At 66.6% G+C, this 26,994-nt stretch carries 25 protein-coding genes and 1 tRNA gene; 12 read left to right on the top strand and 14 right to left on the bottom strand.

The window, feature by feature from the left end:
* Positions 1–10 precede the first annotated feature (10 nt).
* From CI41S_RS30610 to CI41S_RS30585, 6 genes are all read left to right on the top strand, one after another.
* A complete protein-coding gene (locus CI41S_RS30610; protein ID WP_139862904.1) occupies positions 11–3,781 on the top strand; it encodes a DUF4132 domain-containing protein in 3,771 nt (1,256 codons plus the stop codon).
* Positions 3,781–4,884, top strand: a complete 1,104-nt coding sequence (locus tag CI41S_RS30605) for an ATP-binding protein (protein ID WP_139862903.1) — start codon at positions 3,781–3,783, stop codon at positions 4,882–4,884. The genes CI41S_RS30610 and CI41S_RS30605 overlap by 1 nt, the downstream gene beginning before the upstream one ends.
* Positions 4,885–4,894: 10 nt before the next feature.
* Positions 4,895–7,309: a DUF5682 family protein gene (locus CI41S_RS30600; RefSeq protein ID WP_139862902.1), complete on the top strand. Its 2,415-nt coding sequence runs from the start codon at positions 4,895–4,897 to the stop codon at positions 7,307–7,309.
* Positions 7,306–8,466, top strand: coding sequence for a VWA domain-containing protein (locus tag CI41S_RS30595; RefSeq protein WP_139484461.1), 1,161 nt, complete (start codon positions 7,306–7,308; stop codon positions 8,464–8,466). The genes CI41S_RS30600 and CI41S_RS30595 overlap by 4 nt, the downstream gene beginning before the upstream one ends.
* 7 nt (positions 8,467–8,473) lie before the next feature.
* Positions 8,474–10,546 (top strand): SWIM zinc finger family protein, encoded by a 2,073-nt coding sequence (locus CI41S_RS30590; protein WP_139862901.1) that lies wholly within the window; start codon positions 8,474–8,476, stop codon positions 10,544–10,546.
* 84 nt (positions 10,547–10,630) lie between these two features.
* Positions 10,631–10,900 (top strand): helix-turn-helix domain-containing protein, encoded by a 270-nt coding sequence (locus tag CI41S_RS30585; RefSeq protein WP_244626741.1) that lies wholly within the window; start codon positions 10,631–10,633, stop codon positions 10,898–10,900.
* 38 nt (positions 10,901–10,938) lie between these two features.
* Here CI41S_RS30585 and CI41S_RS43775 read toward each other — a convergent pair whose 3' ends face one another.
* The 3 genes from CI41S_RS43775 to CI41S_RS30575 form a co-directional block, all read right to left on the bottom strand.
* The gene (locus CI41S_RS43775) at positions 10,939–11,115 is read right to left on the bottom strand and encodes a hypothetical protein (RefSeq protein WP_172626982.1); all 177 of its coding nucleotides are present in this window, start codon (positions 11,113–11,115) and stop codon (positions 10,939–10,941) included.
* A 118-nt stretch (positions 11,116–11,233) separates the two neighbouring features.
* Positions 11,234–11,318: transfer RNA gene (locus CI41S_RS30580), tRNA-Leu, on the bottom strand.
* Between the two features lie 108 nt (positions 11,319–11,426).
* Positions 11,427–11,672: a FliM/FliN family flagellar motor switch protein gene (locus CI41S_RS30575; RefSeq protein ID WP_139484458.1), complete on the bottom strand. Its 246-nt coding sequence runs from the start codon at positions 11,670–11,672 to the stop codon at positions 11,427–11,429.
* A 61-nt stretch (positions 11,673–11,733) separates the two neighbouring features.
* On the opposite strand from CI41S_RS30575, the gene lipB reads away from it, so the two are divergent.
* Together lipB and CI41S_RS30565 are read left to right on the top strand one after the other, a co-directional pair.
* Positions 11,734–12,465, top strand: coding sequence for a lipoyl(octanoyl) transferase LipB (lipB, locus tag CI41S_RS30570; protein ID WP_139862899.1), 732 nt, complete (start codon positions 11,734–11,736; stop codon positions 12,463–12,465).
* A 4-nt stretch (positions 12,466–12,469) separates the two neighbouring features.
* Positions 12,470–13,132, top strand: a complete 663-nt coding sequence (locus CI41S_RS30565) for a GDSL-type esterase/lipase family protein (RefSeq protein ID WP_139862898.1) — start codon at positions 12,470–12,472, stop codon at positions 13,130–13,132.
* Between the two features lie 16 nt (positions 13,133–13,148).
* On the opposite strand, the gene CI41S_RS30560 is transcribed toward CI41S_RS30565, so the two are convergent.
* Positions 13,149–13,577 (bottom strand): tautomerase family protein, encoded by a 429-nt coding sequence (locus CI41S_RS30560; RefSeq protein ID WP_139862897.1) that lies wholly within the window; start codon positions 13,575–13,577, stop codon positions 13,149–13,151.
* A 121-nt stretch (positions 13,578–13,698) separates the two neighbouring features.
* On the opposite strand from CI41S_RS30560, the gene CI41S_RS30555 reads away from it, so the two are divergent.
* Positions 13,699–14,553 (top strand): LysR family transcriptional regulator, encoded by an 855-nt coding sequence (locus tag CI41S_RS30555; RefSeq protein WP_139862896.1) that lies wholly within the window; start codon positions 13,699–13,701, stop codon positions 14,551–14,553.
* Between the two features lie 6 nt (positions 14,554–14,559).
* Here CI41S_RS30555 and CI41S_RS30550 read toward each other — a convergent pair whose 3' ends face one another.
* Genes CI41S_RS30550 through CI41S_RS30535 form a run of 4 tightly spaced genes read right to left on the bottom strand, consistent with a single transcriptional unit; the run spans position 14,560 to position 17,676 of the window.
* The gene (locus CI41S_RS30550) at positions 14,560–14,985 is read right to left on the bottom strand and encodes a hypothetical protein (RefSeq protein WP_139862895.1); all 426 of its coding nucleotides are present in this window, start codon (positions 14,983–14,985) and stop codon (positions 14,560–14,562) included.
* Positions 14,986–14,995: 10 nt separating this feature from the next.
* Positions 14,996–16,432: a TIGR01777 family oxidoreductase gene (locus CI41S_RS30545; protein WP_139862894.1), complete on the bottom strand. Its 1,437-nt coding sequence runs from the start codon at positions 16,430–16,432 to the stop codon at positions 14,996–14,998.
* Positions 16,429–17,094, bottom strand: a complete 666-nt coding sequence (locus CI41S_RS30540) for a DUF4166 domain-containing protein (RefSeq protein ID WP_139862893.1) — start codon at positions 17,092–17,094, stop codon at positions 16,429–16,431. The genes CI41S_RS30545 and CI41S_RS30540 overlap by 4 nt, the downstream gene beginning before the upstream one ends.
* A 24-nt stretch (positions 17,095–17,118) precedes the next feature.
* Positions 17,119–17,676, bottom strand: coding sequence for a GbsR/MarR family transcriptional regulator (locus CI41S_RS30535; protein ID WP_172628247.1), 558 nt, complete (start codon positions 17,674–17,676; stop codon positions 17,119–17,121).
* A 219-nt stretch (positions 17,677–17,895) separates the two neighbouring features.
* Between CI41S_RS30535 and CI41S_RS30530 the strand changes: the two genes are divergently transcribed.
* The gene (locus CI41S_RS30530) at positions 17,896–18,708 is read left to right on the top strand and encodes a class I SAM-dependent methyltransferase (RefSeq protein ID WP_139862891.1); all 813 of its coding nucleotides are present in this window, start codon (positions 17,896–17,898) and stop codon (positions 18,706–18,708) included.
* Positions 18,709–18,729: 21 nt separating this feature from the next.
* Here the strand turns inward: CI41S_RS30530 and CI41S_RS30525 are convergent, their stop codons facing one another.
* From CI41S_RS30525 to CI41S_RS30510, 4 genes are all read right to left on the bottom strand, one after another.
* On the bottom strand, positions 18,730–19,029 hold the full coding sequence (locus tag CI41S_RS30525) for an acylphosphatase (protein ID WP_139862890.1): 300 nt from the start codon (positions 19,027–19,029) through the stop codon (positions 18,730–18,732).
* Positions 19,026–19,892, bottom strand: a complete 867-nt coding sequence (locus CI41S_RS30520; RefSeq protein WP_139862889.1) for an isocitrate lyase/PEP mutase family protein — start codon at positions 19,890–19,892, stop codon at positions 19,026–19,028. Before CI41S_RS30520 ends, CI41S_RS30525 begins: the two co-directional genes overlap by 4 nt.
* A gap of 111 nt (positions 19,893–20,003) precedes the next feature.
* Positions 20,004–22,019, bottom strand: a complete 2,016-nt coding sequence (locus CI41S_RS30515) for an acetyl-CoA carboxylase biotin carboxylase subunit (RefSeq protein ID WP_139862888.1) — start codon at positions 22,017–22,019, stop codon at positions 20,004–20,006.
* A gap of 152 nt (positions 22,020–22,171) precedes the next feature.
* Positions 22,172–22,378, bottom strand: coding sequence for a hypothetical protein (locus tag CI41S_RS30510; protein WP_139484445.1), 207 nt, complete (start codon positions 22,376–22,378; stop codon positions 22,172–22,174).
* Positions 22,379–22,565: 187 nt separating this feature from the next.
* Here CI41S_RS30510 and CI41S_RS30505 point away from each other — a divergent pair, with 187 nt between their 5' ends.
* Together CI41S_RS30505 and CI41S_RS30500 are read left to right on the top strand one after the other, a co-directional pair.
* Positions 22,566–23,330 (top strand): thermonuclease family protein, encoded by a 765-nt coding sequence (locus CI41S_RS30505; protein ID WP_139862887.1) that lies wholly within the window; start codon positions 22,566–22,568, stop codon positions 23,328–23,330.
* Between the two features lie 71 nt (positions 23,331–23,401).
* Complete coding sequence (locus CI41S_RS30500; protein WP_244626737.1) at positions 23,402–25,864, top strand: PAS domain-containing hybrid sensor histidine kinase/response regulator; 2,463 nt, start codon at positions 23,402–23,404, stop codon at positions 25,862–25,864.
* Positions 25,865–25,886: 22 nt separating this feature from the next.
* On the opposite strand, the gene CI41S_RS30495 is transcribed toward CI41S_RS30500, so the two are convergent.
* Positions 25,887–26,183 carry a septal ring lytic transglycosylase RlpA family protein gene (locus CI41S_RS30495; protein WP_139484442.1) on the bottom strand — a complete coding sequence of 99 codons (297 nt, stop codon included), beginning with the start codon at positions 26,181–26,183 and terminating at the stop codon, positions 25,887–25,889.
* Positions 26,184–26,533: 350 nt separating this feature from the next.
* Entirely contained in the window at positions 26,534–26,980 is a 447-nt protein-coding gene (locus CI41S_RS30490; RefSeq protein WP_139862885.1) for a PPC domain-containing DNA-binding protein, read from the bottom strand.
* Between the last annotated feature and the right edge of the window lie 14 nt (positions 26,981–26,994).

Below are 26,994 nucleotides of genomic sequence, written 5' to 3'. Positions count from 1 at the left end.
GATTGCACCCATGTTTGATTTCATCAAATCGGTGATCGGCATCGGCAAATCGGCGGGACTGCCCGCCACGGACGCCGACAGGGCTACAGCAGCGGATATCGCGACTGACCTCAGACGGCTGGAGGCGATCAGCCCCGACCTCGCACAGCGCACCATCGCCTATGTCCTCAACGGCGAGCACAGTTCCGTGCTGCTGCAACTCGAGCAGCAGGCGAACGCTGTCCAGACGGCGCTCAGCTCCTACGCACACACCGGCAATGCGGCAACGCAGGCTGCGGTGCAGAAGGCGGCCCTCGCCCGCAGCAATGTTCTCAAGCGCCAGCACGGACCGCAAGCTGTCTGGATGCGTCGCTATTTCGAGGTCATCACCGCGCCTCAGAGAGGATCGCGCTATGGCCTCTACGGCCACGAGGGACCGAGCCCGATGTGGCTCCGGGCCTATCTCTCGTATGGATCGGAGCAGAAGCCGCGCGCCGATCTCAACGCCGTCCTGAACTGGCGCGACCCGGACGACAACGCAACCCTCTTCGCGCTCGACCTGCTCGTGCTCGAGAAGAGCAGCCAATACTACTTTCACAATTACGACGTCGCATCGAAGTTCGATTTCAAGAATAATCTTTCGACGGAAAAGCAGGCTGTCATGGCGGCATTCGCAAAATATGACCGCCCGTCCCAGGCCACCATCATTCATATCCTGAAGCAGTTCGACCTGATCAGGGACGAGTATTTTCACTTCATCTATCAGCAGTACCTGTTGTCCACGAGCAAGGCGGTGCGCGAAGCCGCGCAGAACGCCCTGCTCGCCTCTCCGCCCGAGGCGCTCGCCGCCAGCGCCACGCAGACCCTGGCCGACGGCAATCCGACGGCGCGCGCGCAAGCCGCGCAGTTGCTGCCGCTGGTGTTGGGCGAAGCGGCGCGGCCGGTGCTCGAAAACCATCTCGCCAAGGAAACATCCAAGACGGTCCGCAAGGTCATCGAACTGGGGATGGGATCGGCCGTCGTTCGCGACGAAGCAACAGCGGCGCCGCGCACGCTGAGCGCCGACGGCGCGGACGGCTACCTCGCCGCTGACGGCACCGAGGTGCTTTGCCCGCCGCTCGCGGCGATGCCGCGACCAGCGCCGCTGCCTGACAGCGTCAAGGCCGGATATCTCGGCCTGCTCGACAAGGCCTACGCACAGTGGATGAAGAGCTACGAGAACCAGAAGGCACGCCACGACAACGCCACCGCCGAGCAACGCAAGAACTGGACTGCACCGGTGCAGCCCAAAGCAGTCGATCCCGCCATCGTCGACAAATATTGCGCACTGCTGGCCACGGACAGTCCGATCGATGAGGCCGAGATTTCCAAGATCGGCTATTATTCAGTCTTCGCGCCCTACGGCGTCGAGGCGGCGGCCGAACCGCCCTTCAACAGTCCCGACCTCACGCTGTGGCATCTGTGCCGCGCGCGCGCCATCCTTGCCGCTTCAAGCAGGAACCACATCTGGTTGATCTCAAACCTGATGAACGGCCATGGCGCCATCCACGGTGCGATCCATGCGCGACTGACCAATGGCAACGACCTGCGAACCCTCGCCGCGCTGATCCAACCGGGACTCGAAGCGAAGACACTGGCGGTGCAGGCGCTGAATGCCGGCATTTCCGAAGACCTGCCCGCCGAGGCGGTCTGGCCGTATCTCGCGGCGCAATTCGACGTACTCGACCAGGCGCTCGGGCAAGCGGCGGCGACCGATTTCCGCGAACCGCCGACCTTGAACGCGCTCGGGCTGCTGCGGCTGTTTCCAAAACTACCGGCGCGCTATTTCAACACGGTGCTGACCCACGCGCTGTCGACCAAGAAGTCCCTCAACGCGCCGGCGCGCTCCTTGTTGCTCGACATCGACGGCATCGAGCAGCGCCTGGTGCCGTTCCTGTCCGACAGCAAGCAGGACGTGCGCTCGGGCGTTGCGCAGATGCTCGGCGCGATCGGCGCCAAGAGCAGCATCGAGCCGCTCAAGACGGCGCTCGGCAAGGAGAAGTCCGAGCTGGTGCGCGCGGCCATCCTCGGCGCCTTGCGCCGGCTTGATGTCGACATCTCCAGTTACGTCTCGCCGGAGATTTTGATCAAGGAAGCCGCAGCCGGCCTCAAGGGCAAGAAGGCCAAGGATATCGCCTGGTTTCCGCTCGACAGCCTGCCCGCGTTGAGCTGGGCCAGCGGTGGCACCGTTCCGTCGGACGTGCCGCGCTGGTGGATCGCACTGGCCGGCAAGCTGGCGCAGCCCGGCGGCAACACACTGTTCTCGCTCTGGCTCGACGAGCTCGCGCCTGATAGTGCCGAAGCCCTCGGCCGCCATATCCTCGGCAGCTTCCTGCGCTACGACGCCGCGCATTGCTCGGAAGACGAAGCCAACGCCCACGCCAAGGCGCATGCCCAGGCGCGCTACGACCAGTATCAGGGCTATGCCAAGCGCTGGAACAACGAGTTCTACCGCTCCTACACCTATGAGAAGGCGTTCGCCGACCTGCGTGCCGAGAAGCTCGGCATCTATCTCAACAACGCCCACGCTGACCGCGGCATCCTTGGGCTCGCGACCCGTGCGGAAGGCACCTTCGCGGTCCAAATGGTCCGCACCTACATGCGCGATCACTACACCCGGGTCGCACAGGTCAAGGCGGTCACGGAATATCTGAGCGGCAATCCGTCGTCCGCCGCGCTGCAGATGCTGCTGTCGATCGCGCGCCGCCATCGCACCAACTCGGTCCAACTGCTGGCGCAGGCCCTGGTCGAACGGATCGCCGACGAACGCGGCTGGAGCACCGACGAACTGGCCGACCGCACCATCCCGACGGCAGGCCTCGACGAGCGCGGCATTCTCGATCTCGAAATCGGCACCCGCCTCTATCAGGCCAAGCTCGACGCCGAAGACGTGCTGACGCTCTACAACCCCGACGGCAAGGTGGTGAAGGCCCTGCCGCAGGTCAGCGAGGGCCCCGACAAGGAAAGCGCTGCGGAAGCCAAGAAGGCGCTGTCGAACGCCAAGAAGGAGCTGAAGCAGGTTCACGAATTCCAGGCCAAGCGGCTCTACGAGGCGCTCTGCGTCGGCCGGCGCTGGCAGCTCGCCGAATGGAAGCGCTTCCTGCTCGAGCACCCGATCGTCGGGCGGCTGGTGCAGCGCCTGATCTGGCTTGGACTGGATGCGCAAGGCGACTTGATCGGGTCGTTCCGGCCGCTCGAGGATCTGTCGCTGACCGACAGCAGCGACAAAGCTGTCGATCCCGAAGCCTTTGTTGCCATCCAGCTGGCGCACCGTTCGCTGCTCACGGCAGAACAGAGCGAGGCCTGGAAACAGCATCTCGACGACTACAAGGTCGAGCCGCTGTTCAACCAGCTCGACCGCCCGGTGCTGGCGAGTGCCACCGGCATCTCGATCGACGATCGCGCCGGCCACATCATCGAGGCCTTCAAGCTGCGCAGCGCGGCGCAAAAACTCGGCTATGAGCGCGCGCAGGCCGAGGACGGCGGCTGGTTCACGCAATACATCAAGCCGTTCGGCGGCATCGGCATCAATGCCGTGATCGAGTTCACGGGATCGCCGCTACCGGAAGAAAATCGTGCGGTGGCGCTGGTCGCCGCCAAGTTCGTGCGCCCGCGCAAGGGCGGCCGATCGAGCTATGGCGCGCAGCTTGCGCTCAACGACGTGCCGCCGGTGCTGCTGAGCGAAGTCTGGAACGACCTGCATCAGATTGCGAGCGCCGGCAGCGGATTTGCCGAGGACTGGCGCAACAAGGTAGCCTGGTAATGGAACAGCGAAACGCGTTGCAGCTGCGCCCGAGCGCCGAAGCGAGATTTGCCGACGAGCTCGCGGCGCTCAAAGCGTCCGATCAGGGCCGGCGCCCGCCCGGATGGGCACTCTCCGCCCGCGCAGTGCGCAGCTTCATCCTCGGCGACAACAAGCTGTCTATCCGCCGCAAATTCTACGGCGACGATGCGCTGGTCGAGCGCGCGCTCGTCGCGCTGATGAGCGAGCAAGGTTTGATGCTGGTCGGCGAGCCCGGCACGGCCAAGTCGATGCTGTCGGAATTGCTGGCGGCTGCGATCAGCGGCTCCTCGATGCTGACCGTGCAGGGATCGACCGGCGTCACCGAGGACCATGTCCGCTACGGCTGGAACTATGCGCTGCTGATCGCCGAGGGCCCGACGCCGCGCGCGCTGGTCCCCTCCCCGGTGATGGAAGCGATGCGGCTCGGCCGCGTCGTCCGCGTCGAGGAGTTGACGCGATGTCCGCCCGAGATTCAGGACGTGCTGATCTCGGTGCTGTCGGAAAAGGTGATGACGGTGCCCGAGCTCGGCGAGAGCGCCAGCGTCTACGCCGCGCCGGGTTTCTCGGTGATCGGCACCGCCAATTTGCGCGACCGCGGCGTGCACGAGATGTCGAGCGCGCTGAAGCGCCGCTTCAATTTCGAGACCGTGGTGCCGCTGACCGATTCGGCACTCGAGATCGAGTTGATCCGCCAGGAGGTCGGCAAGCGGCTCGGCCAGGCCGACATCACCGTGAACTTTCCCGACGAGGTCACCGACCTTCTGGTCACGACCTTCCAGGATCTGCGCCGCGGCCAGACCAAGGACCATGTGCCGCTGTCAAAGCCGGCCGCGGTGATGTCGACCGCGGAGGCCGTCAACATCGCGCATGCGGCCGCGCTGGAGGCGGCATTTCTCGGCAATGGCGATGTCGGCGGCGCCCATATCGGCCGGCAGCTGCAGGGCGTGATCATCAAGGACAATGCGGAGGATGTGAAGAAGGTCCGTGCCTATGTCGACCACATCGTCAAGGAGCGTGCCCGACGCAGCAAGGTGTGGGCGGATTTCCTCGGCGCAGTGAAGGCGATGAAGGACGAGAGCTGAGGCTCACGGCATGAGCGTACTCGATCCCGCCGCAACCGCCATCCGCCTGTTTGACGCCGAGCGCAACCTTCATTTCTTTCCGATCCGTCATCACTCGCCGGCCTGCGCGCTACATCTGCGCGAGGCGCTGCGCGTGATCCGCCCCTCTGCCGTCCTGATCGAGGGGCCGGTCGATTTCGAACCGCTGATCACCGAGCTGCTGGCGCCGGGCGTCGTGCCGCCGGTCGCCATGGTGGCGCTGCCCGACGCGGCCGAGAAAGGTCGCGGCGGCACCACCTACTATCCGATCTGCCGGCATTCGCCCGAATTCGTCGCGATCCAGCAAGCGACTGAGCTCGGCGCCACCGTTCGCTTCATCGACCTGCCGTCGCGTCACCCCGCAATGCTGTCCGACCGTCGCGACCGCCAGGACCAACCGCTGCTGCCGATGCGGGAAACCATGTTCGATCGCGGCGCCTATGTGGAGGCGATGTGCGCGCGGACCGGCTTTCGCGACGGCCTCGCGCTGTGGGACGGCCTGTTCGAGGCGCGTGCCCGCGGCACCGACTGGCGGGGCTTCTTTGCCAGCGTCGGCGCCTATTGCTCCGCGCTGCGCGCCGCGTCGGACCCGGACGAGCTGGAGGCCGACGGGACGCTGCCGCGCGAGGCCATGATGCGTTCCTGCATCCAGGAGGCGATCGCGGCGCGCTCCGGACCGATCGCCATCATCACCGGCGGCTTTCACACGCCCGCGCTGATCGATGCGCATACCGATGCGTCGCGGCCGGCCGGCGCCGCGGCCCGCTCGAATGCGTGGCTTGTCCGCTACGATTTTCGCGCGCTCGACCGGCTCAACGGCTATGGCGCTGGCCTGCCGCTGCCGGGCTTCTACGAGCGGGTGTGGCAACGCCTGATCGGAACCGACGACGCGCAGAGCACGCTGACGGAAGACATCCTGGTCGGCTTTCGCGCCCATCTGATCGAGAAAGAACCGGCGCTGACGTTCTCGTTCCCGACGCTGCAGTCGATGGTCGAAACAGCGCGACGGCTGGCCGAGCTGCGCGGACTGTCCGAGCCGGGACGAACCGAGCTGTTCGACGCGCTGCAGTCCTCCGCGATCAAGCAGGAGATCGAGGTCGGCGCGCATCCGCTGCTCGCCGCCTTCACGACATATCTCCAGGGCGACCGCCTCGGCGACCTGCCGCCCGGCAGCCGGCTGCCGCCGCTGATCGAGCGCACGGGCAGCGAGGCACGATCGCTCGGCCTGTCGCTCGACGACGCCATACCCAAGACGCGCGAGCTCGATATCTACCGTAAGCCGCGCCACGGCCAGACCAGCCGGTTCCTGTACGCGATGCGGCTGGTCGCGCCGCCCTTCGCCGAGCGGGTCAAGGGCCCGGACCGGGTCTACGGCTTCCGCGCCGACATGCTGATGGAGACCTGGACCTATGCCTGGTCGCCTGCCGTCGAGGCCGCGCTGATCGAGCGGGCCGGCGATGGCGAAACCGTCCGCGATGTTGCCGCCGCACTCCTGATCCGCAGGCTCGAAGATCTCGAACAGGAAGGCCAGCGCAACAATGCCGAGGCGGCGTTCAATCTTCTCAGCATTGCCTTCGATGCCGGGATCGGCAGCGCCGCCGAGACGCTGATCGCAGCCGTCAGCGAGGCCGTCGGTGCGGACACCCAGCTGCTGCGCCTGACCAACGCGCTGGTGATCGGTCAGGCGCTCAACAGCCGGGCTAGGGCGATGCCGTCCGACGCTGCCATCAAGGCATTCGCGGACCTGCTGCCTGCCCTGCTCGACCGGCTGGCGCGGCGCATCGCCGAACTGCTGCCCGACCTTGCCGCCGTCAACGCCGACAATGTCGGCGGCGCGATCGCGTGTCTCGCGGCGCTGGCCGAGGCGATGGCCGATCCCGATCCGCCGTTCCCGACCCAGCCGCTGCGCGACGCCTTGCAGGGTCTGATGTCCGCGCAGCTCGATCCGCAGCTGACCGGCGCCGTCATTGCGCTGGCCGCTTTGGTCAGCCTGATCGACGAGGCCGAGGCCGGTCAGCGATTGTCGGCCGCGTTGGCCGGTGCATTCGAGCGCCCCGGCGATGCCATTCGCACATTGTCGGGCGTGATGGCGCTGGCGCCGCAGCTGTTCGTCAATGACAGCAGCGTCATCACCGCCATCGACGACCTGTTCGGCGCCGTCGACGACCAGGGCTTCCTCGACCTGTTGCCGCAACTGCGCATGGCGTTTGCCGAGCTCAGCCCGCAGGAGACCGACAAGGTTGCCGCGATCGTTGCGGCGGCGCACGGCGCAAGCGAGGACGATCTTGCGCTGCTGCAGCGGGTGCCGGACGCGCGGGTGCTGGCGGATCATCTCATGCTCAGCGAGCGTCTGCGCAGCCAATGGCAAGCGGACGGCCTTGCAGCCTGGCTGGAGCCCGCGCCATGACGCCCGGCGACAAGCCCACGCAATTGTCCGCCGAGAAAACCCGCCGCCTGCTGCGCTGGCGCATGGCGCTCGGGCGCTATGCAGAGAACCAGCTCGGCGGTTCGGGCCTGTCGGCGGAGGATCGCCGTCGCGATCAACTCCTCGAGCGCATCTATGCGGAGCGCGGCCGTCAGCGCGGCCTGCGGCTCGGCAGCGGCCGCAAGGGCTCGCTCGATCCGAGCCAGATCACGATTCCCGACTGGCTCACCGACAGCCGCAAGCTGTTTCCGGCTTCGGTGTTCGAGACCATTCAGGGCCATGCGCTGAACGATCTCGGCCTCGCCGGCCTGTTCGCCAGTCCGGCCGCGCTCGAGAAGCTGCAGCCCAATCTCGACCTGATGAAGGTGCTGCTCGCCTTCAAGGGCAAGGCGGACCGAAATCTGGTCGAGGCGATCCGCCGGGTGGTGGATGCGGTGGTCGAGGATCTGAAGCGCAAACTGAAGGCCGAGATGGAGCGCGCGCTGTCGGGCCGGCGTGATCGCTTTCGCCGCGGCCGGCTGCGCTCGGCGGCCAATCTCGATCTGCGCCGCACCATCCGCGACAACCTGCGCCACTTCGATCCCGAGCGTAAGGCGATCATCGCCGAGCGGCTGCATTTCGTCTCGCGACAGAAGCGGCGCATGCCCTGGACCATCATCCTGTGCGTCGACCAGAGCGGCTCGATGCTGAACTCGCTGATCCACGCCACCGTGATGGCCTCGATCCTTGCAGGATTGCCGGCGGTCGATGTGCGCTTCGTCGCCTTTGACACCTCGATCGTCGATATGTCCGACAAGCTTGCCGATCCGGTCGATCTCTTGCTCTCGGTACAACTCGGCGGCGGCACCGACATCGCCCGCGCCATGACCTATTGCGAGAGCCTGGTCGTCAACCCGAGCCGCACCGTGATCGCGCTGATCAGCGATTTCGAGGAAGGCGGCTCGCTCGCCGAGTTGCTGCGCTGTGTCCGGCGCCTCGCGGAAGCCCGCACCCGGCTGATCGGCCTCGCCGCGCTCGACACCAACGGCGAGGCGGTGTTCAACCGCTCGGCCGCGGAAAAGCTGGCCGGCCTCGGCATGCAGATCGCGGCGATGACGCCCGACCGCTTCGCCGAATGGCTGGTCGGAATCATGGATTAGGGCCTCGATGACCAAACTCATCTCGCTCTATGCGCAGATCGACGATGCCACGCTGGAGACGATGACCTCCAAGGGCATCGTACGCCGCGCCCGCACCGATGCCGCCAACGTGCAGTTCGAAGCGATCGGCGCCGACGAGATCGTCGGCAAGATCGAGGGCGCCACGGTGCGGCTCGACGACATGGGACTTGCCCAGGGGCGCTGCAGCTGCCCGGCCGCAACCACTTGCCGGCACCGCATCGCGGTCGTCCTCGCGCTGCGGACACAGGGTGGCGAGCAGCCGGCGGCACCGGCCGTCGAGATCGATTGGCCGGCTCGGCTTGCGGCGTTCGATCGCAAGGCGCTGCAAAGCGCGGCCGGCAAGACCGGCCTACGCGAGGCGATGCGGCTGTTCGCGCTGGCCGATGCCGTCACGGTCGAGCCCGGCCCACTCTCGCTCAAGGTCGTGCTGCGATCGAAGGCGGAGGAGATCGAGGTCGCGATTCCCGGCCACGGCGAGTTTAGCGCGATCGCATCCGGCCTGCCCGAGCGCCGCCGCCCTGCGGGCCACGCCGCCGCGATCCTCGCCGCGCGGCGTCATTTCGGCCAGGAGGCAATCGAGCTCGATGACGCGGAAGCTGCCGCCGAGCCGAAGGAGTTTGCACCCGACGGCCCGCTGCTCGCGGCGATGCAGGATTCGGTGCGCCGCGCCTATGCGCAGGGTTTTGCGGTGCCGTCGCGCGCACTCGAAGAGCGGCTGATGCTGCTCGCGGTCTCCAGCCGCGCCGAGGCGATGCCGCGTCTGTCCGCCAGCCTGCGCCGCATCGCCGAGGGGCTGGAGCAGCGCCGCTTGCGCAACGTCAATCACGATCCGGTCGAGTTGCTGCGCGAAATCGCCTTCGCGCATGCCCTGCTCCACGCGCTGTCGCAGACCAAGGAGGACGCGCGGCTGCGGCGGCTGGCCGGCACGGTGCGCGCGGAATACGAGCCGATCGGCGATGTCGATCTGATCGGGCTCGGCGCCGCGATGTTCGAGACCATCACGGGCGCAGTCGGCGTGACCGGGCATTTCGTCGAGCCCGCCACGGGACGGCGCTTCACCGCCACGCTCGCGCGCAGCACCGCCCACGACATCCGCTTCGATCCGCGCGACGCCTATCGCACCCAGGCGGTGTGGGGCTACACGCTGGCGCGGCTGTCATCGTCGACCTTCCGCCTGTCCGGCGCGCAGGCGTCGGCGACCGGCCGGCTGTCGCTGTCGCAGAGCAGCCGCGCCGAACAGGTCGCGCCGTTCAAGCCGAGCCGCGATCCGGTCGTCGCCTGGGCGCAGGATCTCGATGCGCCCCTCGCCGGCCTTGCCCATCTATCGTGGCCGATGCTGGGCGGCCATCTCGCCCGCGCGTTCGCGCCGTCGCTCGATGCGCCGCCGCTTGCCGCCGAGCCGGTCGTGCTGCTGCCGAGCCGCATCGCGCCGCTCGTGTTCGATGACCTGACCCAGCGCCTGCGCTGGCCGCTGATGGATGCGAGCGGCAGCTGGATTTCCCTCACGCTCGATCATGACGACGACGGACGCGGGCTCGGCGCGCGCCGCATCGCGGCGCTCGAGGCTGCGCTCGGCGATGCCGGCAACAAGCGGCCGTTCGCCATCGTCGCGCTGGCGCGGCCCGAAGCCGGAAAGCTGGTGCTGGAGCCGATCGCGCTGTGGGGCGACACGGCGACGCTGCTCGATTTCCCCGAGCGCGCGCCTGCACCGGGCAAGGACGTGGTCTCCCGCATCATGGCCGGCCTGCGCCGCACCGTCGCCCAATTCGCCCCGCCCCCACCGGCCGACGCCACCGTGCGTCAGACCTCCCGGCTGCTGCAAGGCGGTGTCGATGCGCTGATCGGCTTTGCGGAAGCCGGCCTGCACGCCTCCGCACGCGAGCGCCTGCTGGCGCCGCTGGCAGGAACCTACCAGCTGGCGTCGCTGGGCCCGCTCGCCCAGCTGTTCGCGCGGACAGCCGCAAACGGTGACCGCGACACCTCCGCGGCCGCACTCGCCGCCGCCCAAGGCCTGTTCACGCTGCAAAGCTTTACCGGCCGGCTTCAGGTGTGGACGTGATCGGTCCGCCACCTGTCGCCGAAATTGGCTATGCCAGAATTGGCATAGACCTCGCCAAGCACGACTGAGACAAATCAGGTGACGATGATGGCAAGATCAGTTTTCCACGACCTCTTCTCCGAGGAAGAAGCTGCAGAGCTTGAGATGCGCGCCAAATTGCTTTCCGGCATCAACAAATGGCTGAGCAAGTCCGGATTGACGCAGACCGAAGCGGCGGAACAGCCCGGCGTTACCCAGGCTCGGGCATCGGAGATCAAGAACGGAAAGATCAACCGGTTCAGCCTGAGCATGCTGGTCCGGCTTGCGCAGCGCGCCGGGCTGCGCCCCGGGATCAAGTTACAGAAGGCGGCGTGACCGGGCGAGTCAAACATCGGGCTGTGGTGGGCGGCGCGCTAGACCTCGAGCCGCTCGATCAGCCACTGCACCTTGGCGTCGGCCGGCCAGTCGTTCCGCAGCGTCAATTTGATCTCTTCGAGGAGCACCTTCAGACGCCAGGCTTCGCCGCGCGCGTCGTCGCGGTCGTTCCGGACCTTCTCGACATAGGCGGCTTCGGAATCCGAGATCGTCATCGGCCGCACTATGGCCGATTTCAAACGCCCCAGCAAACGCCCCAGGTTCTCGTTCTGTCCGAGATTCACGCTCGGCAGACAGAGCCGACAAGCCCTGATTTCTGCAATGATTTGAGGGTGGTGCGCTCGGAGGGACTCGAACCCCCACGGTGTTACCCACTGCCACCTCAAGGCAGCGCGTCTACCAATTCCGCCACGAGCGCTTTGGGATGCCGGATGGAGCCCTTTGGATGGAACCTTTGGGGCGCCGCCGGATCGACGGCGCGATGTAACAAATCACGGATGCCGGGACAAGGCGATTGATGAGCAAATTAACTGCGGACACCCGGGGATTTCGGCAGCATTTGCTTGACCTCGACCGCAATCCGGTTGCGGTCGACCAGGACGACGCCGCTGGCAATCGGCAGGTTGTTGGCGAGGATCTTGACCTCGTCGGCCTCGGTGGCGTCCAGTTCGATGATGGCGCCACGGGACAGCCGCATCACCTGATGAATCGGCATTGTGGTCGTGCCGAGGACCACCATGAGATCGACGCTGACTTTATCGAGGGTCGCCACTTCTGAACCGCCAACCGGGGAACTAACTTGTGGGTTCACCTGACCACGTTAGGGTTAGCCAATGGTTAACGACCGCCAAAGCCTTGATTTGACACGATTTGCGCGCCCGCCGGGCGGCGACACGGTCGAATGGCGGATTTCGGACGTACCGGTGCCCTACCCCGATTCCCTCGCCGAGATGGACGCAAGGGTGGCGGCGATTGCGGCCGGCTCGGCGCCCGAATTGGTCTGGCTGCTGGAGCACCCGCCGCTCTATACCTCCGGCACCAGCGGCAAAGCCGGCGATCTGCTCGATCCGCGGTTTCCGACCTTCCAGAGCGGCCGCGGCGGCCAGGTCACGTATCACGGCCCCGGCCAGCGGGTCGCCTATGTGATGCTCGACCTCAAGCGGCGCCGGCCCGACGTTCGCGCCTATGTCGCCTCACTGGAAGAATGGATCATCCGGACGCTCGACGCTTTCAACGTCCGCGGCGAGCGCCGCGAGGATCGCGTCGGGGTCTGGGTCAAGCGCCCCGACAAGGGTCCGGGCCACGAGGACAAGATCGCCGCGATCGGCGTCCGGCTGCGGCGTTGGGTCTCGTTCCACGGCATCGCGATCAATGTCGAGCCTGACCTGTCGCACTTCCAGGCCATCGTACCCTGCGGCGTGGTCGATCCGCGCTACGGCGTCACCTCGCTGGTCGATCTCGGGCTGCCCGTCACCATGGCCGACGTCGACATCGCGCTCCGGCAGGCGTTTGCCGAGGTGTTCGGGGCTGCCGCGAGCGCGACGCGCGAAGAAGCAGCGCTGTGACCTGATGCGCAAGGGGGTGCTGGTGGCGTTCGTCGTCGTGGCCGCGGCGACCTTGTCGTATCAGCTGCTGGAAACGCCGGTCGAAAAGCTTCGACAGGACGCAACGGTGCGGCGCGTGCAGGATTTCATGGCGCGTCATGGCACCGACAAAGCGATCGCGTTCGTCGGCGACAGCCTCGTCGAGAGCGCGAGCTTTTCCCCTGCGCTCTGCGGCCGGCCCGTTTTCAACGCCGGCTATGCCGGCGCGGTCGCGAGCGGCGTGCTGCAGTTGCTGAAGGAGTTCGGCCGCGTCGGGTTTGCCCCGGCCATTGTCGTGGTCTCAGTCGGCGTCAATGACAGCCTGGTGGTCGACCGCCGTCCGTTTGCCGAGAGCTATCAAGAGATCGTGCGGCGGGCCGGCGCGCACGGCGGCAAGGTCTTCGTCGTGTCGCTGGCGCCGATTGCCGACACCGGCGTGCTGGCCAATGCCATCGATCGCGCGCGCTTCGCCGACATCGACCGGACGATCCGGCAGACCGCCCGCGATCGCTCGCTTGCGCTGATCGATGTCGGCACGCTGAACACGCCGGCGAAGGCGCAGGTCGAGGACGGCATCCATCTCAGCGCCGATGGCTATGCCGCCTGGACCGGGACGATCGAGAGCGCGATCGGCGGACGGTGTCCGTGAGACACGCAGCCGGCGATCAAGCTGCCGCCTTCTGCGGCGCGACCTCGAGCTTGCCGGCGATGTAGCGGCGCTCCTGAGTGAGGCCGCCGAAGCCGTAGGCGTCGCCCCTGACCTCGTCGACATGGGCGTAACTCTCGTTGTGGAGCGGCCCGAGCAGCTCGCCCATCCGCTGGAACAGCGCAGCGAGATAGGCCGCCTTCTCGTCCTTGGTGTTGGTGCCCTCAGTAATGTGGATGTCGAGCCAGTAGCTGGCGAGGTTCTGCTCGGCGAGCGACTTCCCCCCGGCAAACCAGTCGGCGGCATCGGCCGACTTCACGATGATCGCGGTGACCTTGGGATCCTTGTGCAGGATCTTTGCAGTGAGCTCCGAGACGGCCGCGGCGATGTCGGACTTCAGCGACGACATCTGGCGCGAGGTGGCGTAGGTGACGGTGATAAGGGGCATGGTCGGTCTCTCCTTGAATTCCGTTGGCGCGGGTCAACCGCGCCCCTCCTAGCTAGACCTTTCCGCACCATCTTGGTATCTTATCCATACCAATAGCAATGATAACGATTGTTGATCATTTATGACCACGCTCGACATCGATACCGTGCAGGCCTTCCTCCTCGTCGCCGAGCTGCAGGGCTTTACCCGCGCTGCCGAGGCACTCGGCACCACGCAGGCAGCGATCAGCATGAAACTGCAACGGCTGGAGACCGTGCTCGGCAAGCGGCTGGTCGAGCGTTCGCCGCGCGCGGTGCGGCTCACCGCCGACGGCGCCGCCTTCCTGCACCACGCCCGCGCGCTGATCGAGGTGCATGAACGTGCGCTGTCGGGCGAGCGGCCGGCGCGGCAGCTTCTGACGCTCGGGATCAGCGATCATGCCGCCGGCCCCGAGCTGGTGCCGCTGCTGGAGCGGCTGCACGCGATGGCCTCGCAGCTGGCGCTCGCCGTGACCATCGGCTTCTCGCGCGCCGTGCTCGACGCCTACGACACCGGCGAGCTCGACGCCGTGATCGTGCGCCAGGAAGGCAGCCGGCGCGGCGGCGAGAAACTGACGGAAGACGAATTCGGCTGGTTCGCGGCAAAGCGCTTCGTGTGGCCGCGCGGCGACGCGCTGCCGCTCGCGACATTGGCACCGCCCTGCGGGGTGCGCGCGCTCGCCGTTCGCGCCCTCGACAAGGCCGGCGTGCCCTGGACCGAAAGCTTCGTCGGCGGCGGCGTCACCGCGGTGGTCGCCGCCGCGCTCGCCGGCCTCGCGATCGCCCCCCTCGTCCGCCGCATCGCGCCGCCGGGCCTGGTCGATATCGGACCGGCGCACAAGCTGCCGAAGCTCGGCACCTCGAAGGTGATGCTGCATTCGAAGGTCAGCGATCCCGCCAAGCTCGCGGCGTTGCGGACGCTGGCGGCGACGTTCCGCAGCGTCGCCGCGACAGCGTAGGCGGTCTCACATCGAATGCTCGTAGGCAGCGAGCTCGCGCGTGACGAAATAGTAGGTCAGGCCGGCGACAAACCCCGCCACGATGAACAGAATGCCTACTCCCGACGTCCAGACGGCGGCGGACCGCATCAGCACGCTGATGCTCAAGGCTCCGATCGCAGCGCCGGCGCAGCCAAAGAACATCGCCGATCGGATTCGGAACGCCTCGCCAAGCCAGACGACGACGGCCGCAGGAATGGCGGTCAGCAGGCAGGTGATGACGAAAACCATTGCGGAAGGAAGCACAAGCACAGCGATCCCTTGCAGCAATCGCGCGACATCGCCGCCTGATGCGATCATGAAGAAGGTCTGCACGACGGCGGAGATGACCGCCGTCGCGGCGCCGCATCCCGCGAGCCAGCCCCCGAATGCGTGGGTACAGTTGCTGGACATCCTCGCCTCCTCACAAAATCGCCTCGAACGCGCTGCGCAGGGTTTCGTGCCGGAATACAAAGCCGTTGCTCAGCGCCTTGTTCGGCAGCACGCGCTGGCCGCCGAGCAGGAGCTCGTTGGCGAAGTCGCCGCCGACGGCGCGCAGCAGCGCGGCGGGAACGCGGAAGATCGCGGGTCGATGCAAACGGCGGCCGAGCTCTTCGGTGAACTTCGTGTTGGTCACCGGGATCGGCGCGGTCGCGTTGATCGGGCCGGACAGTTCGGGCTTGGCGATCACATGCGCGATCAGTCGCACCAGATCGTCGCGCTCGATCCACGACATCCACTGCTTGCCGGAGCCGAGCGGCCCGCCGAGCCCGAACTCGAACGGCGTCAGCATCCGCGTGATGAAGCCGCCATCAGTGCCGATCACGAGACCGATCCGCAAGTAAGCGACGCGCACGCCGTGGTCGGCGGCCGGCCGCGCCGCGTTCTCCCAGGCCTCGCACAGCTCATGACTGAAGCAGGCGTGAGATTTTGCCGACTCGGTCAGCACCTGGTCCTGCCAGAGCCCGTACCAGCCGATCGCCGAGCCGTTCACCAGCACGGACGGCTTGTGTTCCAGCCGCGCGATCAGCTTGACGACATCGGCGGTCATGTCGATGCGCGAGGCCAGAATTTTGCGGCGCTTGGCTTCGGTCCACAGGCCGTTGCCAATCGGCTCGCCGGCGAGATTGACGATCGCGTCGATCTTCGTGTCGGCGGACAGCTGCTCGAGGCCGGTGATCAGCGTGATCGGCGGCGGCAGCATGTCGGCCTTGGCCGGGTTGCGGATCAGCGCAATCACCTGATGGCGTGATGCGGTGAGGCTTGCGACCAGACGGCTGCCGATGAAGCCGGTCGCGCCGGTGACCAGCACGGTCTGCCGCGCCGGCAGTTTCTCGACCAAGCTCGCCGCAGGCACCGAGGTCATCCGTCCGAGGCGCCGCGCCGCCGCGAAATCCCTGATGCCGCACAGCGCGGCGCCGACCGCCGAGGCGGCCGCAATGATGCTGAGCCATTCGGTATAGGCCAGCACGATGCCGGTCGGCCGCATCGCCCAGCCGATCAGCACCGGCAGCAGCAGCACGAGGATGGCGCCATAGTTGAGCGCGAGCAGCGTGTGATTGATCCGCTCGCTCGGCGGCAGCTTGCGGCTCAGATCCTCCTCGACGAAGTCCATCAAGGTGATCACGACCTCGACGACCAGCACCGCGATGACCGCCATTGCGAAGATACCGTGCACCTCGAGCCAGCCGAGCACCAGGAACAGCAGTGCATAGAGCATGTTGCGCACGCCGTGCAGCTTGAGCTCGTAACGCTGCGAGGGACGCCAGGCCAGCCGCTCGGTGAACTCGTGATGATAGAAGGTGTCGAACACGCCCATCACGATCTGTATCGCGATCAGCGTCCAAAGCAGCGGCGTCATGACGAGGCCTCCCTGAACACGGCCGACTGCCGCAGCAGCCGGCCAAAACGCGGGTGGATGATCTCGAGCGTGAAGCGGAAGTCGCCGCCGCCGAGATCGGAATGGGTCACGGTGAGGTCGCCGGGGGTCAGCCATTCCGGCAGCCGCAGCCGAAATGGGCCGAGCTGCAGCGAATAGAACACGCTGTGAAACGCCAGCGCCTCGTGCTCGACCGCGATGCGCAGCGCCATGCTGACGCCAAAGCCGACATACTCTTCCAGGCCGGTCGGACCGGCGAAGCGTTTTGCGGAGTGAATGACCTGCGGAAACCCGTCGCGGCGCGCGCAGATCCGGCTCCAGATCTGGCCGCCGCTGGCGGCGTCCTCGGTGACCGTGACGACCATCGGCACCTGCGTCTCGCTGCCGGTCGGCAGCGGTCCGCCGATCAGGCGCGCCGCCCGCGCCAGCCACCAGCCGGCTCGGCTGAAGCTGGCCTCATCGACCTCGCCGACATAGACGACGGTGTTGCCGTCCTCGAAGCGCTTTGAAAATCGCCGCCAGATCGCGACCGGGAGACGCCCCCAATCCTCGTCCGACAGCAATGTGCGGAAGCGACGGTCGTCGAGCAGTTTTGTATCCGAGACCGGCGATGTCCTTAAGGTGGAAATCCTTGCTGACGCCATCGCACACTCCCGTTACCGCCGCCCCTATTTGGCTTTGCCTGTCGGCAGGAAACTCACGACCTTCTCGCCGAGCTTGATCAGCGCGACCAAACGCGGCCGCGGCACCTTCAGCATCTGCTCGTACCAGCGGTCGACCAGCTCGGTGAACGCCAGCATCTCCTTCAGCCGCTTGCTGGCGACCGGGCTGATCGCCGGATCGTCGGCGGCGTCGGACACGCAGGCGCGCAGCGCGGCGACGGCCGGGTCGATCTCGCGCTCCTTGCGGCCGGCGGCGATCCTGGCCGCGACCTCCCAGATGTCGGTCTCGGCCTCGAAGTGGTCGCGGCGGTCGCCGAGGATCGGCACCCGGCGGATCAGCCCCCAGGCCAGCAATTCCTTGATCGAGTTGGAAACGTTGGAGCGCGCCATGCCGAGCGTGTCGGCGATGTCCTCCGCGGTCATCGGCGCTTCCGCCAGATAGAGCAGCCCGTGGATCTGGCTGACCGAACGGTTGACGCCCCACTCGTCGCCCATGTCGCCCCAATGCAGGATGAAGCGCTCGACGACGGTGGGGAGTTTCTTCTTGGCGGTTGTTTCTGTCATGACAGAAATATCAGACAGTTCGGAGCGAAAGTCAAGGGCCCCGTCCCGACCGCGAAAGACTGTCCGCCTCACGATCTCTGTGATCTGCGTGTGATGACAATTCAGCGCGAGTGACGCGGTTTTTCTTTGTGGCCGTCGCGGCGTTCGTTCAAGCTGGCGGCGGGTTGGACAGATGGATGTCGTCGGCCTGGTCGGCGGCCGCGCGGAGGAGATCGAGCCATGGCAGCGTCTGACAAGGAGTTCGTCGGCTCCATTCCGGAACTCTACGACCGGCTGCTCGTGCCGATGATCTTCGAACCCTACGCGCGCGATCTCGCGCAGCGCGTCAGGGCGTGCCGGCCGCGCGACCTGCTCGAGACCGCCGCCGGGACCGGTGCGGTGACGCGCGCGCTGTCGTCGGCGCTCGGCCGCGATGTCAGCATCGTGGCAACCGATCTGAACGAGCCGATGATTGCGCGCGCGAAATCCAATATGCCGGACCGGCCCGACATCACCTGGCAACAGGCCGACGCACTTGCCCTGCCGTTCGAGGATGCAAGCTTCGATGTTGTCGCCTGCCAGTTTGGCGCGATGTTCTTTCCCGACCGGGTCAAGGGCTATGCCGAAGCCCGCCGCGTGCTGCGGGGCGGCGGACACTTGCTGTTCAATGTCTGGGACCGGATCGCGGACAATGAGTTTGCCGACGTCGTGATCCATGCGCTGCAGACGTTATTCCCGGACAACCCTCCGCAATTCCTGGCGCGCACGCCGCATGGCTACCATGATGCCGCGCGCATCCGCGCCGACCTGGCCGCCGCGGGATTCAAGGACATTGCGATCGAGACGATCGCGCATCGAAGCCCGGCGGCGTCGCCCCAAGATGTGGCTATCGCCTACTGCCAGGGCACGCCGATGCGCGGCGAGATCGAGAGCCACGGCGCAGCCGCGCTCGAGGCCGCGACGAAAAGCGCCGCGGAGGCGCTGGCGCGTCGTTTCGGCACGGGCGCAATCGACGGCAAGATCCAGGCGCTGGTGATTTCGGCCGCCGGGTGAAGCGGCGCCTTGCAGTGCGACCTACAGCGTCGGCAGCACCGAGAACCGCTCCCCTGCCCGGCGCAGGTTGAGAAGATCGGAACTGCCTGATGCGGCCTGCACGGCACCGACCCGCGCCGACACCGGCCCGCGATCGCATGCCGCGATCATCCCGGATACGACGTCCTCGGGGCCACAAAACACCGCCTCGACGCTGCCGTCGCGGCGGTTGCGCACCCAGCCCTCGAGGCCCCGCGAGACCGCCTCGTCCTCGACCCATGCCCGGTAACCGACGCCCTGGACGCGGCCGCTGATGGTGACGTGGCGGATCACGCCGCTCATGTCTTGAGGCCCAGAAACTCGCTGCTGCGCGCTTTCATCTCCGACTCGCGCATCGCGCGGCTGGTCAGTTCGGCCGAAGCAATGCCCTTCAGGTGCTTCGGCGAGGTGCCTTCGCGCAGCGCCTTCAGCGTCTCGTAGACGGCTTGCGTCGCGGCGGCAAACGGCGCGTGGCCCTGCAGCGCGATCCTGACGCGCTGACTGGCGAGATAGTCGGGCGCAGTCATCTCCTCCGGTGCGCCGCCAGTCACGATCGGCAAGGTCGTTGCCGCCGACAGCGCCTCCAGCTCGCTGCGCGACTTGATGCCGGTCAGGAACAGTCCATCGACGCCGACCGCCTCATAAGCTCTAGCACGCGCGATTGCATCGTCCAGGCTGGTGATCGAGACGGCGCCGGTGCGGCCGAGGATGACCAGCGACGGATCGCTGCGGCCGTCGAGCGCGGCCTTCATCTTGCCGACGCCCTCCTCCAGCGAGATCAGCTGCGGCTTGGCCTGGCCGAACGCCTGCGGCAGCAAGGTGTCCTCGATGGTGAGGCCCGCGGCGCCGGCGGCCTCCAGCTCCTGCACGGTGCGGCGGACGTTGAGCGCATTGCCGTAGCCATGGTCGGCATCGACCACGAAGGGCAATGTCGAGGCGCGCGACATCCGGCGCACCTGCTCGGCCAGCTCGGTCAGCGTGATCAGCGCGACATCAGGGTCGCCGAGCACCGCAAGCGAGGCCACCGAGCCGCCGAACATGCCGAGCTCAAAGCCGAGGTCTTCTGCGATCCGGATCGAGGTCGCATCATAGACCGAGCCCGGGCGGATGCAGGTCGATCCGGACAGGATCGAGCGCAGTGCTTCGCGGCATTTGCGGAAGGCCATGGTGCGTCGTCTCCATATTCCACGTCATTGCGAGGAGCGAAGCGACGAAGCAATCCTTGCTGCCGCGATATGCGGAAAGATGGATTGCTTCGCTTCGCTCGCAATGACGGTCTACACGAACTCCAGAATCAGCGCATCGACGGCGAGCGTGGCGCCGGCGGCGGCATGGATCTTCTTCACCGTGCCGTCGCGCTCGGCGCGCAGCACGTTCTGCATCTTCATCGCCTCGACCACGGCCAGCGTCTCGCCGGCCTTGACCTCTTGGCCCTCGGTCACGGCGATCGACACCACAAGGCCCGGCATCGGACACAGCAGCTTCTTGCCGGTGTCGGCCGCCGAGGTCACCGGCATCAGCCGCGCCGAGGTCGCCTCGGTCTCGGTGAAGACGTAGACCGGCACCTCAAAGCCCTGATGCGCGAGGCGGAAGCCGTTGTTGATCGCGCGCACCTGCAGCGCGACAAAATTGCCGTCGATGGTGCCCTGCCAGACCGGCTCGCCCGGCACCCAGCTCGACACCAGATTGTGCGGATTGCCCGGCAGGCTGTCGCTGCCGATAAAGCGCACCGCGATCGCGTCAGCCTCGCGCGCGACGTCGAGCGCGATCTCGGCGCGATCGAGCCACACCGCGCGGCGCCGCTCGCGCTGCACGACGCGACCGCCCATCTGGCCGGAAATCTGCCGCTTGCGCTCGCCCAGCACGTGGTCGATGGCGGCGCCGACCGCGGCAAGCCGCCGCGCGATCTCGCCTTCCGGCGGCCGCGCCGAAAAGCCCTTTGGAAATTCCTCGGCGATGAAGCCGGTCGAGAGCCGGCCCTCGCGCCAGCGCGGATGGTTCATCAGCGCCGACAGGAACGGAATGTTGTGCCTGATGCCGTCGACATAGAACGCATCGAGCGCGGTGGCCTGCGCCTCGATCGCGGCGGCACGCGACGGCGCATGGGTAACGAGCTTTGCGATCATCGGATCGTAATGGATCGAGATCTCGCCGCCTTCCTGCACGCCGGTGTCGTTGCGGATCGTGACGCCGTCATGGCTGGCTTCCGCCGGCGGGCGATATTTCACCAGGCGTCCGATCGACGGCAGGAAGTTGCGGAACGGATCCTCGGCATAGACGCGCGATTCCACCGCCCAGCCGGTCAGCGTGACGTCCTTCTGCGCGATCGCAAGCTTCTCGCCGGCGGCGACGCGGATCATCTGCTCGACGAGATCGATGCCGGTGATCAATTCGGTGACGGGATGCTCGACCTGCAGACGGGTGTTCATCTCCAGGAAGTAGAAGCTCTTGTCCTGGCCGGCGACGAACTCCACGGTGCCCGCCGAATCGTAGTTCACCGCCTTGGCCAGCGCGACCGCCTGCTCGCCCATCTTGCGGCGGGTGGTCTCATCCAGCAGCGGCGACGGCGCCTCCTCGATGACCTTCTGGTTGCGGCGCTGGATCGAGCATTCGCGCTCGCCGAGATAGATCACGTTGCCGTGCTTGTCGCCGAGCACCTGGATCTCGATGTGCCGGGGATCGACGATGAATTTTTCAACGAAGACGCGGTCGTCGCCGAACGAGGATTTCGCCTCGGCTTTCGCCAGATTGAAGCCTTCGGCGACCTCCGCCTTGGAATGCGCGATCCGCATGCCCTTGCCGCCGCCGCCGGCGGAGGCCTTGATCATCACGGGATAGCCGATCTCGTCGGCGATCTGCACCGCGTGCTTGTCGTCCTCGATCACGCCGAGATGGCCGGGCACGGTCGAGACTTTCGCCTTCGCAGCGGCCTTCTTGGATTCGATCTTGTCGCCCATCGCGGCGATCGCGCCCGGGTTGGGGCCGATGAACACGATGCCGGCCGCCTCCAGCGCGCGCGGAAACGCCTCGCGCTCGGACAGGAAGCCGTAGCCGGGATGTACCGCCTGCGCGCCGGTCTTGCGGCAGGCCTCGACGATCTTGTCGATCAGAAGGTAGCTCTCGGCCGCGGCCGGCGGGCCGATCAGCACGGCCTCGTCGGCCATCTCGACATGCAGCGCGTCGCGGTCGGCCTCGGAATAGACGGCGACCGTCTCAATCCCCATACGGCGCGCAGTCTTGATGACCCGGCAGGCGATCTCGCCGCGGTTGGCGATCAGGATTCGTTTGAACATGCTCTCTTGCTTGGGCTTTTTTCGGACTTTGGGCAGGATCCTCCCCGCGCAATCTGGCACGGGCGATTGGGCGTCACCACTCCGTGGTACAGCAAATTGTCCCGGAGGCAAGTGCAGCCCTGCCCGGCCGCTTCGGCGGCCCGAGCGGTATTTCAGCCCGAATAGCTCTGGAAGCGGCCGCGCGTATAGGCGTGCGAGACCGCCTTCATCAGCTCGCTGACCTCGTTCTCCAGAAATTCATTGGCGACGATCAACGCGCGGATCGCCGCCCGCATGTCCCCGCCGCAGGCGGAAATCGCCTGATCGACGGCCGCTTCCAGCCCGTTATCGTCGTCAGTTTCGGGCAGTGCGGCAGGCATGGGAAATATCCGGATCAAGGGAGCCGGCTTATGTTCCTATTTTGTTCTCATCAAGTCAATGTACCGTTTGAGTTGAGTCTACTCACTGCAACGCGCCGGATGATCCATCGGGCCATGGCTCTTGGTTTGACCGCGCCCGACTGTGCTAGACAGTCCGTGACATCAGCCAGGCCCCCGACGTGAAAAAATGCAGTTTCGTGCTTCCCTTCTGACGACGCTTCTCCTGACATGCCTGACTGCGCCTCCCGGCCTCGCCGCGTCAGCGGTGATCAAGGACGCCGGCACCGTCCAGCTTGGCAACACCACCTACCGGCTCGACGGCATCGACGCACCGCCGCTCGACCAGCTCTGCACCGACGAGCACGCCGACGTCTGGAGCTGCGGTATCGAAGCACGGGACCAACTGGCAAAACTGATCGGCGGCAAGCCGGTGCGCTGCGACGACATCGGCGCCGATCCGAGCTCCAAGAAGCGCCGGCTCGGCGTCTGCAAGATCGAGGGCGACCCGACCAGCCTGAGCCAGCTGCTGATTCAGAAGGGTTACGCGCTGAACCTCGAGGCATCGGCGACCGGCCGCTTCAAGCCGGATGAAGGCGCCGCGCGGGACAATCGCGCCGGGCTGTGGAAGGGCTGCTTCGTCGCGCCGCGCGATTTCCGCCTCGGCAAGAAGGACGGCGCCCTGCTCGGCAATTCCTGCCCCGCCGACCGCGACACCCAGATACGCGCCGCGCTCTTCCCCGACAGCCTGCCGATGCCCGCAAGCTGCAACATCAAGGGCAAATACGCCGTGCGCGCCCGCGTCACCGGCAATATCGGCATCTATCATCTGCAGGCCTGCCGCAGTTACCCCGGCTTAACCAATCCGGACCGCTGGTTCTGCTCCGAGGAGGATGCGCAGGCAGCCGGGTTCCGCAGGGCCTATAATTGCCGCCCACCCGCCAAGGGTAAGTAACCACAGCAAAATCACCGCTGGCAAAGCCGCCTCGTCCTGTGTTTCACTGAACGCAGAGGTTGCCTGCGCGTATGACCCCGTCCGATCCCGCTGATGTGCTCCCCGAAACTGCGGCAGCCGAACGGCTGCGGCAGCATCTTGAGGAGCTGGCGCGCGAGCGCGACCGCGCCCATCGCGAGCTGCAGGAGCGCGAGGCCGAGCTGGCGCGGATCCAGCGCATCGCGCGGGTCGGCGGGCTCGAGATCGACTTCCGCGACGGCGTGCGCAACATCCGCTCCCCCGAATATCTGCTGGTGCACGGGCTGTCGGACGCACACGTCAACGAGGCCTATGAGGACTGGATCTCGCGGGTTCATCCCGAGGACCGCGAGCGCACCATCGAGCACCTGTTCAGCGTGCTGAAGAGCGGCGGCGAGGATTACACCGACGAATACCGGATCATCCGTCCGAGCGACGGCGAGAGCCGCTGGATCCGCGTCGTCGCCAAGATCGAGCGCGACCGCAACGGCCGCGCGCTGCGCCTGGTCGGCGCCGATCTCGACGTCACCGACCAGATGCTGGCGCAGGAGACGCTGCGCGAGAGCGAGGAGCGCTTCCGCCTGATCGCCGACAGCGCGCCGGTCCCGGTCTGGGTGACCAAGCTCGACCGCACCCGCTCGTTCGCCAACCAGGCCTATCTCGACTTCCTCGGCCTGCCGTTCGAGGAAGCGATCGTGTTCGACTGGCGCAAGGCGCTGCATCCGGACGACCTGCCGCGCATCCTGCAGGAGCAGATCACCGGCGAGCTCTCGCTAAAACCGTTCGTGCTCGAGGCGCGCTACCGCAATGCCGCCGGCGACTGGCGCTGGCTGCGCTCGGAATCGCAGCCGCGCTGGGATGCGAACGGCAAGCACATCGGCTTCATCGGCGTCGCCCACGACATCACCTCGGCCAAGGAGGCCGAGATCGAGCTGCGCAAGCTCAACGAATCGCTGGAGCGGCGGATTCTGGAGCGCACGGCGCAGCTCGAATCGCGCGAAGCGCAGACGCGCGCGATCCTGGAAACCAGCCATCAGTATCAGATGCTGCTCAACCAGGACGGCAATTTGCTCTACGCCAACGAGACGGCGCTGGCCGGCATCCGCGCCGAAGCGGGCGACGTCGTCGGCAGGCCGTTCTGGGACACGCCGTGGTTCACCGAGACCGAAGGCATGCCGCGCACGATCCAGAATGCCTTTGCGACCGTGATGCGTGGCGAGGAGGTCAAGCTCGAGATGCAGCTGCGCCTGCCGATGGGCGAGCGCTATTTCGATTTTGCGATGCGGCCGCTGCTCGACCAGCACGGCAGCATCGTCGGCGCCGTGCCGGAGGCCGTCGACATCACCGAACGCCGCCGCGGCGAGGAGGCGCTGCGACAGTCGCAGAAGATGGAGGCAGTCGGCCAGCTTACCGGCGGCGTCGCGCACGACTTCAACAATTTGCTGACCATCATCCGCTCCGCGACCGACTTCCTGCGCCGCCGCGATCTCCCCGACGAGCGTCGCCGCCGCTACATCGATGCGATCGCAGACACCGTGGAGCGGGCCTCCAAGCTGACCGCGCAGCTGTTGGCATTCGCACGCCGGCAGCCGCTCAATCCCGAAGTATTCAACGTCGGCGCCCAGGTCGACAGCGTGGTGCAGCTGATCCGCCCGCTGGTCGGCGTGCGGATTCAGATCGAGGTGCGGATCGATAATCCCGACTGCTTTGCGGTCGCCGACGTCGGCCAGTTCGAGACCGCGCTGATCAATCTTGCGGTCAACGGCCGCGATGCCATGGATGGCGAGGGCCAGCTGACGATCGCCGTCAGGAAGGTGCAGACCATCCCTGCCCTGCGCGCCCAGGCCTCGCGCAGCGGCGACTTCGTCGCGGTCTCGATCCGGGATACCGGCACCGGCATCTCGCCGGAAAATCTCGACGCGATCTTCGAGCCGTTCTTCACGACCAAGGAGGTCGGCAAGGGAACCGGTCTCGGCCTGAGCCAGGCCTTCGGCTTCGTCAAGCAGTCCGACGGCGACATCGAGGTCACCAGCAAACCCGGGCACGGCGCCACCTTTACGATCTATCTGCCGCAGGCGATGCGCCCGGCCGACGCCAAGATCGCAGCAATCGCCGGCAGCGAGCAGGCCTCGATCGGGCGCGGCTATCGCGTCCTCGTCGTCGAGGACAATGACGATGTCGGCCAATTCTCCACCGAGCTGCTCGAGGACCTCGGCTACTCGGTCAAGCGCGCCGCCAGTGCCAACGCGGCGCTCGCGATCCTCTCGGAGGACGAGTTCGCTGCCGACCTCGTGTTCTCCGACGTGATCATGCCCGGCATGAACGGCGTCGAGCTCGCCGGCGTCATCCGCGACCGCTTCCCCGGCCTGCCGGTGGTGCTGACCAGCGGCTACAGCAACGTGCTTGCCGAGAACGCCCACAGCGGCTTCGAGCTGATCCAGAAACCCTATTCGGTCGAGGCGCTGTCGCGCACGCTGCGCAAGGCGATCGCCGAGCAGCGCGCTTCCCGACCTTGAACGCAGCGCGCCGGCTGCGCCGCTACTGAATCACGACATGCGCGACGCCGTGCTGCAGGATGCCGAGCGCCCGCGCCGCCGTGGTCGACACGTCGATGATGCGTCCGCGGATGAACGGGCCGCGGTCATTGACGCGGCAGCGGATCGATCGCCCGCGATAGGAGACGGTGAGCATGGTTCCGAATGCCCTGTGGCGATGCGCGCAGGTCATCTCGCCGTTCCTGCCGATGCCACGATAATAGGACGCAAGGCCGCTCTCCGCGTTTGCCGCACAAGAGGCAAACAGGAGTATGGCCGCCGACGTTGCTGCGGTCTTCATGGATTGCCTGCCGGGTCGAGCCCCCGCGAGGGAACGCGGTTCCGCGGTTCCGGTTCCGCGTTCGGCCCCGGCAGATCGAAATTTGTAGCTCGCTCCCCCTACCCAGCGGGGCGCGCCGCCAAATGCCGAAAAACAACCCCATGCAAAGTAGCCGGTGACGGCCGGCGCTCGACCGGGCCAGCGTTCGACACGCCGCGTTCGACACGCCGCTTGACACGTCGGGCAACTCACCGTTATTCTTCCAATATTCCGAAATCGCGCAAACGGCCGCAGCTGCGCGGGACGAGCTTGGCATGACGAGTTATGCGACCCGGCCCGTAGCCATATGCAATAGCCCCGCCGGACGACGCCTACTTCGCGGCGAGATCGATCAAGGCGATGCCGAGATCGGGCCGCTTGGTGCGACGTAGCCTGGTCGGCACTTCCGTGAGCACCACCTCCAGGGTCGGCCGCACGTGACCTGCAAGCAGGTGACCGCCGCGGGTCGAGCCGTCGGACAAGCCGAGCACGATATGGATATGAAGGCTGGCCTTGCCGTCGTCGCCGGTGGCGACGTCGCCGACGGCGCTCAGCACCTCGCACTGCTCGTCGATCTCGATCTTGCGGTAGGTCTTTGACGCGAAATCGAACCAGCCGACGGTCGCCCGCGCGAACGCCCCGATCGCGGTCAGCGATGCCGCCGCCAGCTTTTCATCGTTGGCGAATTTCGTCAGCGCGGCAAAGGTCTCCTCGCCGCTGTCGAGCACAACGACGTGAACCTGCGCACCGGGCGCATCGGATACCTGCCTGCTTTTCATGGACCGCCTCGATT

The sequence above is a fragment of the Bradyrhizobium ivorense genome, from assembly GCF_900696085.1.
Classification (GTDB): domain Bacteria; phylum Pseudomonadota; class Alphaproteobacteria; order Rhizobiales; family Xanthobacteraceae; genus Bradyrhizobium; species Bradyrhizobium ivorense.
Note: the sequence above shows the minus strand (reverse complement) of the source record. Positions and strands in the feature narration are given on the sequence as shown.